Genomic DNA, 9,690 nt, shown 5'->3' on the forward strand with positions numbered 1-9,690 from the left:
TGAGCATGCGGCGCGGCAGGTGAACGGCGTTGACGATGCACTGGCGCTTTCACACTCACAATCAGGTTTGCTGTTGTATTGTGTGACGGCTGACGCGCAGGACTCTCATGATGCGCTCAGGTCTGCCATTGTTGTTGCGCTGGGCAAGACACTGCCTCGTCATATGTTGCCCAATGCGGTGGTGCTGCTGGCTGCTTTTCCGCTGTCCAGTGCCGGCAAAATTGACCGGGACGCACTGCTGGCGCGCGCCGTCACCACGGAAACGGCGTACGTTCCCCCGGCGACAGACGCTGAGCGGGTACTGGCGCAGATCTGGTGTCGCGTGTTGGGCGTGACGCGTGCCGGGCGCCATGACGACTTCTTTGCGCTCGGTGGTGATTCGATCAAGGCACTTGAAGTACTCAATGGCATCAGGGCGACCGGCTATACCTGTGAGCTGAAAGATTTTTTTGCGTTCCCGTTGTTGACAGACATGGCCAGTGCGCTGGCACCCTGGCGAGAGTCCGGTCTCTTCAGGGCGCCGCTGGCCGGGCACATGTCGTTGTTGCCGGTGCAACGCTGGTTCCTGCGTTCCAGAAGTGGTGATGCGGCAAGGCATTTTAATATCGTGGCCGAATTGAATGTCTCTGCCGATGTGTCGGCAAGTGTGCTCGCAGATGCCATGGCTGTGCTGATACAACACCATGACTCGTTGCGGTGCCGATTCTACCCGCAGAATGGCCAATGGTTGCAGGAAGTACAGCAGACTCTGAGCGTTGATGACGTTTTGAGTCACTACCGGCGTACTACCACAGCCGGAATGCAAGCCGATCAATGTGCTATTGAGGAACTGGCCTGCCGCCCGTTTGACCTGGCTACCGGGCCGCTGGTTCGCGGCATTCTGGTACAGGCGCCTGATGGCGTCAGCGAGACGCTGGTGCTGGCGTTGCATCACCTTGTCGCTGACTGGGTTTCACTGCGAACCCTGATTGCTGATCTGAATGCGCTGACGCAGGCGTTACTGGACGCAGATATTGATGTCGCGCGCCTGTCACCCCCGCACCTGTTGCAGGCGGTGACGGATGCACGCTGCGCGGAACTGCAGTCCGTGCCATTGACAGACGCCGATGCCTACCGCAAAGCCGTGGCCACGACAGCTTCGTTGGCGCCGGCATGTGGTGTTCACAATGAATTGCACACGCTGCACGTGCAGATTGCGGCTGATGATCTGACCGCATTGCGCGAGTTCCTGCGTCGCGAGTCTGCAGGGCAACAACCCGACTTCAGGCTGCAGGACCTGTTGTTGGCGACGACGCTGAGTGAACTTGGAGGGCTTTTGCCTGTTGATGAAATTCCGCTACTGGTGGAGAGTCATGGTCGTGATGGTGAACTGGATCTGTCACGCCAGGTCGCCTGGCTGACACGGGCACGATTGGTCAATATCGACCCGCAGGTGTTCACTGGCGCCGATGGGCTGTTGCAGGCTTATCGCGTCTTGCAGTCCGACGCGATCGGGCGACCGGATGTGTTCGCCTGTATGGCAGCGGACGCTGAACCTCAGACGGCATTGCCGGCGCTGGTAAGCTTTAATTATCTTGGCGAGTTCACCAACAGCCAGAGTCAGGACAACCTGTTCACTTTGACGGGCAGGGTTTTCGACAAGGCAATGGCGCCAACGTCACCAGTTGATGTGCCTTTGCATATGGAGTTTTATGTTGTCGATCAGGCGCTTGAAATACAAGTGGCATGGTCGCCAGCCGTGTTTAAGTCCGATATTATGAGGACTTGTTGGGAAAGAGTGCGGCGTCGGTTCGCGCGCTTGTGATCATTAATAAATCATCCTTACGGGAAGAACTGCTTATGAAAACTCGTTCGTTTATTGCTGGCTTCAGGCCGGGATTGCTTGCCGTCAACGGCCAATCTCTTTCTTTATCTCTGGTATTAATGTGGGCAGGTGTGACGGGTAGCAGCGTCCACGCCGACACGGTAGATGGCAGGGAAATTCCAGAATTTTCCAATGGCAGTATTGTTCTGCCCGAGCTGGCCTTCGGCGGAGACCTCTACAGCGTAAAGCTGACAATGGTCCCCGGCTCTGTGTCCGACGTTCTGCAGGTATCAGACTCACGTTTGCTGGGACCTGCGGGACCAGTGGACAGTTTCCATGATCATGCAGCGCGATTCTCTGGCAGCACATTGAGCGTGCCTGTTTTTGCATTGGACGGCCAGTACTATGCAGCGGAAATGGATGCGTCATTTTCCATTACCGGATCGGCGCCGCAGTTTCAGTTAAAAAATCTGTGGCCGGTGACGCCCGGCAGGTTATCCGTCCCGGTGTCGGGGCTGGATTATGCATCCGGTACAAAGACTGGTGTGACGGATTCCCAGGGCAGGTTCTACGCCGTTGAAGGCAGCCCCGTGACATTCAGTATTGGCGCACTTGGACTGGGTGAGCAGATTTCCGCGACCGCAGCAACAGGCAGCGCCTACGCGTCACTGTTTTCTCAGGGTGAAAGTGACCCGGCGTATTCGCGCTCATTGCAGGTATTGGGCCTGTTGGACGCTGACAACAACAGCGTCAATGGTATCCAGCTTACAAGCGCAATGAAGCAGGCGCTTGCGGATCGTCTGGCGGCAACAAATCTTGCCTCGGGAAGCTTCAGCAGTCAGTACTCGGCGCTTGCGACAGCGGCCAAAGGCGTCAACGCTGATGCCGTGAGCTACACGGCGGATGCAGCTGAAATCAATTTCCAGAAACTGGAAATCCAGAGCTACATGCTGGCGCGGTTACAGGAAAAATCTATACCGGGTGTCGCGTTGTCGATTGAACTGCCTGACGGTCAAATCTGGCACACCGCTGCAGGTGTTGCTGATACGCAGACAGGTGAAGCGCTGACGCCGGAGCACAAATTCAGAATCGGCAGTGCCACCAAATCCTTCACCGGCATGCTGATCATGCAACTGGTCGATGAGGGGAAACTGACTCTGGACCAGAAGCTGTCCGAATTCTTCCCTGGTAAATTCCCCAGCGGGGACGTGACCACTATTAAAATGCTGCTGAACCACACGGCGGGCATTTTCAGTTTTACCAATGAATTCCCGGACTTTGAACGGGCATTTGGCATCACCATGGATGTTGAGCCGAGTATGACCGATCTGTGGTTTGTGCGATATATCGGTCTGCCGGGTTTTGTTTATGCTCCCGGTGAACTGATCGATATCGGGGCCTCCGTCAATTCGGCCTTTGCCCGAAACAATGCCACGCCAGATCGCCCCTATCTGGTGAACGAACCTGGCCAGGAGTGGAATTACTCAAACACACACTACGTGTTGTTGCAGGAAATCGCGGAAATGGTGACACAGAATAGCTGGGAGCATGAAATTCGCACCCGGTTTGTTGAGCCTTTGGGCCTGACAAATACGGTTGTGCCGTCGCCGGGTGAGCTCAAACTCGAAGGTACACATGCGCGAGGTTATGTTAACTGGGCCGATAATCAGGGGCCATTCGTTGCAGATCTGTTCGGTTTTCCGCATACCGATCTGGAGAGAACTGACACGGATCCCGCCTACACGATGGGTTCAGGTGCGATGATTTCAACAGCGGCCGATCTGGTCAAATGGGCCAATGCGGTGATGGAGGGGGAATTGATGAGTCCTGCCACTCAGGCCCTGATGCGCGAGCCGTTTGAGGTGAAAAGTGCCTTCGGTGAAGACATTAATATGCTGCAGGGGGTCGTACAGGATCTGGGGCTTCAGGTCTTCGGTCACAGAGGCCAGATAGTTGGCTACGATGCGTCCTGGCAATACCATTACCGAAATCCCAATGACGTCATCGGCACCGGTACAGCGATGGCCGTGCTGTTGAACCGAACTCTGCTGACGGAATCCAACCCCGACGGCAGTATTCACATTTCCGATGTCAATGAAGTCATGCTGGAAGGCATTCTCGACATTCTCTACGGCACAGAGTAACGCATGCAAAGTCGATTTTTCCAGGCGCGGGATGGCTTACGGTTACATTACCTGAGCCATCCCTGTGCGCAAGCCAACAGCGCCAGTTATTGCATATTGCTGCATGGGTTCACCAACGACGCTCATGTCTGGGATGGGCTGGCGGCAGCGTTGCAGGCGCAGCATCATGTGGTCGCGCTGGATCTGCGCGGGCATGGGGATTCGGATTGGGACCCTGCGCGGAAGTATTCACACTGGCAGCTCGCCGAAGATCTGCAGGATTTTCTGGCTGGTTTCGGCGATGCCGACTTGCATATCGTCGGGCATTCACTGGGCGCCCGGGTAGCGATACTGGCACTTGAATCAATGCGTTGTCCGATAGCGTCACTGACGATTGTTGATGCCGGGCCGGAGGTCAGTCCGGAGGCGGGAGAGCGTCTGGTCAAAGATGTCATGCAGTTGCCTGAACACTATGCCGACGCTCAGGCCTACCTTGATGGCCTGGCCAGGATTTACGTGATGGCAGACACCCAGGAACTCGCACGTGTCGCCCGTTTCGGCCTGCGTATTGACCGGGGCAGGCTCAGGGCCAAGACCGATCCGGCCTTCACGCCCGGCATCTGGCATAAAAGCCCGGAATTTCGCCGCATGGACAAAAAAAACGGAGAGCTGAGCGTGCGTTTGTGGAAGGCGCTCGGTGCGCTGGAGCTGCCCGTTCACATTGTTCGTGGTCAGGCTTCATCGATACTTGAACAGTCTCTGGCCTTGAAGATGGTAACGGTGCTGGGTGACCGTGGTTTGCTCTCGGTTGTACCCAGGGCAGGGCATGCTGTGATGCTGGATAATCCGGTTAAAAGTGCTGCTTTGATAACACAATTCATTCAGGATAATGGAAGCGAAAGAGGTGTTACACGAATAGAGAAAGAACTTGAATCCAGAGTTTAAATTGAGCATACTTGATTGGCGCTCGGTGCAAAAAGGAATATTTGCTGGATTACCATTCTGGCCTGCGCCATTTACGATCAATGCGCCCGCAAAATTACGTGCGGCCGCCCAATTTGCAGTTAACCAGCGGCTTTTTTCATAAGGAGTGTAACGTGGCTACTAAGACCGAAACCGAAATTGACACCCAGATCGAAGACAAGGCGGAGCGGCTTGAGAAAGCGTCCGCCATTATCTCCAATAAGTGCAAGTGGAGTGCCGCCGCCGGCTTCATTCCCGTCCCTTACGTTGATCTTGCCGGTCTTGCGGCCGTTCAGGTAAAAATGGTCAGTGAACTGACACATCTTTACGGTAGAACTGTGAAGCAGGATGCCATCAAGACTACGGTTGCGACCCTGCTGGGGACATTGGCAACAGGCGGTCTCGCCGCGCCGGTTGCCTTCACAACACTGAAGATCATTCCCGGACTGGGATCCGTTGCCGGTGGCGTGAGCCTGGGTGCGCTGGGGGCAGCCGCGACCTATGCAGTAGGTAAAGTGTTTGTTAATCACTTTGAAGGTGGCGGTACGCTGTCGAACTTTGACGTCGATAAAGTTAAAGACGATCTGAAGAACGAGTTTAGTGCCAAGACTGCCAAGGCCTGATCTGATCTTGTCCTTGCAGCTTGCGCGAAGCGCGCCGGATTTTCTGAAAGCTGTCTAAGCGATCTAAGATATCCTGAGGTATCTGCTATCCGGTAACTACTCTGCACAGCGTGCAGAGTAGTTACCGGTTCATTTATTACGCTTGCATGGAGTGTGAATAATGATGTTTGACCCGCTTTTACTCATAGTCTATGTCTGCGTGAGCGCCCTTGTCGGTTTTCTGGGGCGAAAGCGCTCCATCGGCTTTTCCGGCATATTTACTTTCTCACTTCTTATTTCCCCTGTCCTCATGGCGTTGGTACTGATGGTAACAGCGCCCGCCAGGGTGAAGGAAAGCACCTGAGAGGGCTTTTTTTGCTGCCCCGCTCCCCGGGTTCCTTGCCGTTTTTCCCTTATCTGAGTTTCCTTGTCTGAGAATGTTCCGAGAGGCCGTACACTTGATGAAAAAATCCCTTAAAGTCGTATTCGTGCCGTTGCTGGTGTGCTTCGCACAAGGAGTGAATGCACAAAATGCTCATTTTCAGGATATTCCGGTTCCCGACGGTTTTCCGCAGCCGGAGGGCATGGTTCTGGGCGGCCTCCATCTGGACGCTGGTGTTACGGCTGGACTGATGACCACGAATAATGTCTATCGGGATGCCAGTCATTTGAGCTCCGAAGCAACCCAGTTGGCAGTGTCATCCACATTGACGTCGGCCGGTGAGCGCCATTTGCTGATCGGCACTCTGGAGCACTACGACCAGGATTTTCGCGACGATGCGTATCAGGACATGGACCTTGATGCGACCACAGCAACTGTTTTCGGTCGTTTTGTTACCTCGGAAATAACAAATCTGCGCTTACTGCTGATCAATGAAGAGGATATTTTAGGTAAAACACAATCGGATCAGCTCAACAGTTTTACCAGCGGTCATGAGCAGATCCAGCGTGTTGAGGCGATCTTTGAAGTCGATAATTCGCGCTTGTTTGCTAACGTAATGGCACGCAACGACCAGGTTGATTCCGAGAGCTCATCGGGAGTCCAGAATAATACTTTGAACCGATCGGAGCGGGACTATGTTCTGCTTGCTGGCCGGTATTTCAGCTGGGGTCGGGGGTTCGTGTTCGGTGGCACACAGGAAGTCAGGTATGAGTCCAGCTCCAGTCCGGTTCTGGCGGAACGTAACTCTGACGAAAACCGTTATGGCATCGGTGCTGAATATCAATTTGGCAAGTTTTCCGGCGATCTGGATATATTCCGCTTCACACAACGCTTCAGGAGTGCCGCAATACCGGATATCGAAAATGCCTGGGTGGGAAGTGGCCGATTAAACTACGCGCTGAATGACGCTGTTGCGCTGGTGTTTTCCGCCGACCGGCGATTTCACGAAACCAATATCCCGAATTCAGGTGGTATCTTCGAGGAAAACGTGTTTCTGGGCGGCGCATGGTCGCTGGCTTCAAATCTGTATTTGAGGATGGGGCCCAGCTACAACAGAACCGAGCTCCAGAATACACCGATAGTGATTGACCGATTTGAACTGGACGTTGAGCTTGCCTGGCAGATCAATTCCAATTTCGAAATGCTGGCCATGTCCAACATTTTTGCGCAGAACGCTGAAAACCCTGCTTTCTCAAGTTTCGACACGCAGCAGGCTCACACGGTCCTGAGCATCAGATATTCGCTTTGATTTCTCTCAGGGATCCTGCGTGCGCCTGCCGGGCGCACAGCTCTTGTTTCCTGGTCTCCTGAACGCTGGCCGGAGTTGACAGGGTGCCTTGGCGCGGGCAAGATCGTGGAATCACGTTCCTGGTGGCGCGCTGGCATGCATCAATGGTCGGCCACTGGTCTGATCAACAGTTGTCCGATTCTGCACTTTGACGACAGTTCTGAGAGTTTTGTGGATTATGCTGACGATAAAAACAAGCCTGCATCGATATGCACTCGGGTGTTTTTTAGGTCTGTTGGGTTTGCTGACGCTGTCGGTGAGCTCTGCTCAGGCTCAGTCTGAGGCACTGCCCAGGCCCGCTGCACTGGAGCCGGCGATTCGCTTTTGGACGCGCGTATATACAGAAGTGGATACTGACAGCGGGTTTTTGCACGATGCCCGCAACCTGGCGGTGGTGTATCGCCGGGTAGACTACAACCGCCGCGAAATCGAACAGTTCCGCAGCCGGATTGTTGAAGATCTGCAGGTTCTTGCCAGCGGCAAACGCAGTGGCCTGACCCTCACTCAGCAACAGACTCTGGATGCCTGGCCTGATGATGTCACCAACGCCCAGTTGGCGGAAGCCGCCAATAATGTGCGTTTTCAGCTGGGGCAATCAGACCGCTTTGTTGAAGGCCTGATTCGTTCCGGTGCCTACCGCGAGCATATAACCCGCGTCGCGTCCGAGCGCGGCTTGCCGGTGGAACTCGGCGCGCTGCCGCATGTCGAGTCGTCCTTTCATCCCGGTGCCTACTCTCACGCTAATGCGGCCGGTATGTGGCAGTTCATTCGAGCCACCGGGCAGCGTTTCATGCGTATCGACAATGTTGTGGATGAGCGCATGGACCCCTATGTGGCGACCAACGCCGCCATGAGCCTGCTGGAGTACAACTACAATCTGCTGGGACAGTGGCCGCTGGCATTGACTGCCTACAATCACGGTGCCGGCGGTCTGGCACGTGCCGTACGCGAAGTGGGCAGTGATCAGATTGAAGATATCATTGCCAATTACAACGGGCGTGCCTTCGGTTTTGCCTCGCGCAACTTTTACCCGCAGTTTCTGGCGGTGCTGGATGTCGAGCGCCGTGCCCAGGCACTGTTCGGGCTGCTGCATCTGGACTCAGCGCCACAATATGATGAATTCGAACTGGACGCCTATATAGAGGCAGACACACTTGCCACAGCGCTTGGCGTAACTCTGGACCAGTTGCGCTTCGACAACCCGGCGCTGCGCCCGGTGGTATGGCAGGGTGGCAAACGCATTCCGCGCGGCTACACTGTCAAGATTCAGCGCAACTCGATTGATGCGCCACTGGCCACCCTGATGGGGCGTATTTCGGCGGAGCAGATGTTTGCCTACCAGACACCGGACGTGAACTACGTGGTGCAACGTGGTGATAGTCTTTCAGCCATCGCCGGTCGTTTTGATACCTCGGTCAGTCAGCTGGTGTCACTGAACCAGCTGAACAACCAGCACCGAATCCAGATCGGGCAAACCCTGTTGCTGCCGCATGATACCAATACGGCCACACAGACCCTGGCTTCAGGGCCGACTGAACGGTCGCAGCCGGAGCTGATCGCAGCTGTAGCGGCAGCGGGCGACACCTACAGCGTGCGCTCGGGAGATACAATATCGCGCATAGCGACACGCCTGGGGATCAGTGAAAACGGCATACTGCGCGCGAACGGGATTACGGACCCGCACCGTATCTATGCCGGTCAGGAGCTTCGGATACCCTCGGGGGATGAGCCAACGGTGGTGTCAGTTGCCTACAACGCGGCTGTGGATCAAAACGTGATCGATGAACCGGTGGTGCTGGCGCAAACCGAGGCTATGACAGGTCGCACCCTGATGGGGCCGCCGCAGTATGATGCGCGGATTCATGGAGACCGCCTGGCAGTTCAGGCGATGTCGGAGGCAGCGGCAGATGAAGTAGCGGTGGAGCCGGACCTGAGTGTCAGCGCCAGTAATGAAATGGCCGTTCGAGCGTTATCGGCGGATCCGTCAGATTATTCGGTGGCTGATAATGCGTCAGTGGAAGTCCAGGCTTCCGAGACCCTGGGCCATTTTGCGGACTGGCTGGATGTGCCGACTCAGACCTTGCGTGACCTGAACCAGCTGAGTTTCGGTCAGACGTTGATCATCGGTGAGCGGCTGCGCATGGATTTCAGCAATGTGAATCAGGATGAATTTGAGCTGCGTCGTCGACAGTTCCATGTGGCACAGCAGGAGAATTTCTTCCGCAACTATAGAATTCAGGATCTGGCGCGGCATGAGCTGGCGGCGAATGAGAATATCGCGAGCATCGCGCGGCAGCGATATTCGGTGCCGCTGTGGTTGTTGCGGCAGTACAATCCGGAGCTGGATTTCAGCCGGGTGCGCGTTGGCCAGGAAATCGTGTTCCCGGTCGTCGCCCGCGCCGATGATGTCTGAACAGCTATCAGCTATCAGCTATCAGCTATCAGCTATCAGCTATCAGCTATCAGCT

The 9,690-nt window shown here is 55.3% G+C and carries 7 protein-coding genes; all 7 read left to right on the forward strand.

Translation table 11 applies throughout. From position 1 onward, the window contains the following. The coding region (locus tag WD071_RS14190; protein WP_368049051.1) for a condensation domain-containing protein at positions 1 to 1,804 on the forward strand (1,804 nt) is incomplete at its 5' end. Positions 1,805 to 1,839: 35 nt separating this feature from the next. Further along, a complete protein-coding gene (locus tag WD071_RS14195; RefSeq protein WP_368049052.1) occupies positions 1,840 to 3,948 on the forward strand; it encodes a serine hydrolase domain-containing protein in 2,109 nt (702 codons plus the stop codon). Between the two features lie 3 nt (positions 3,949 to 3,951). After that, positions 3,952 to 4,872: an alpha/beta fold hydrolase gene (locus tag WD071_RS14200; RefSeq protein WP_368049053.1), complete on the forward strand. Its 921-nt coding sequence runs from the start codon at positions 3,952 to 3,954 to the stop codon at positions 4,870 to 4,872. A gap of 152 nt (positions 4,873 to 5,024) precedes the next feature. After that, positions 5,025 to 5,513 (forward strand): YcjF family protein, encoded by a 489-nt coding sequence (locus WD071_RS14205; RefSeq protein WP_368049054.1) that lies wholly within the window; start codon positions 5,025 to 5,027, stop codon positions 5,511 to 5,513. Positions 5,514 to 5,673: 160 nt separating this feature from the next. Then, a complete protein-coding gene (locus WD071_RS14210; protein WP_368049055.1) occupies positions 5,674 to 5,856 on the forward strand; it encodes a hypothetical protein in 183 nt (60 codons plus the stop codon). Between the two features lie 97 nt (positions 5,857 to 5,953). After that, positions 5,954 to 7,183, forward strand: a complete 1,230-nt coding sequence (locus WD071_RS14215) for an outer membrane beta-barrel protein (RefSeq protein WP_368049056.1) — start codon at positions 5,954 to 5,956, stop codon at positions 7,181 to 7,183. 217 nt (positions 7,184 to 7,400) lie between these two features. After that, complete coding sequence (locus WD071_RS14220; RefSeq protein WP_368049057.1) at positions 7,401 to 9,635, forward strand: LysM peptidoglycan-binding domain-containing protein; 2,235 nt, start codon at positions 7,401 to 7,403, stop codon at positions 9,633 to 9,635. The last annotated feature ends 55 nt before the right edge of the window (positions 9,636 to 9,690 follow it).

This window comes from Pseudohongiella sp. (assembly GCF_040877505.1).
GTDB lineage: Bacteria > Pseudomonadota > Gammaproteobacteria > Pseudomonadales > Pseudohongiellaceae > Pseudohongiella.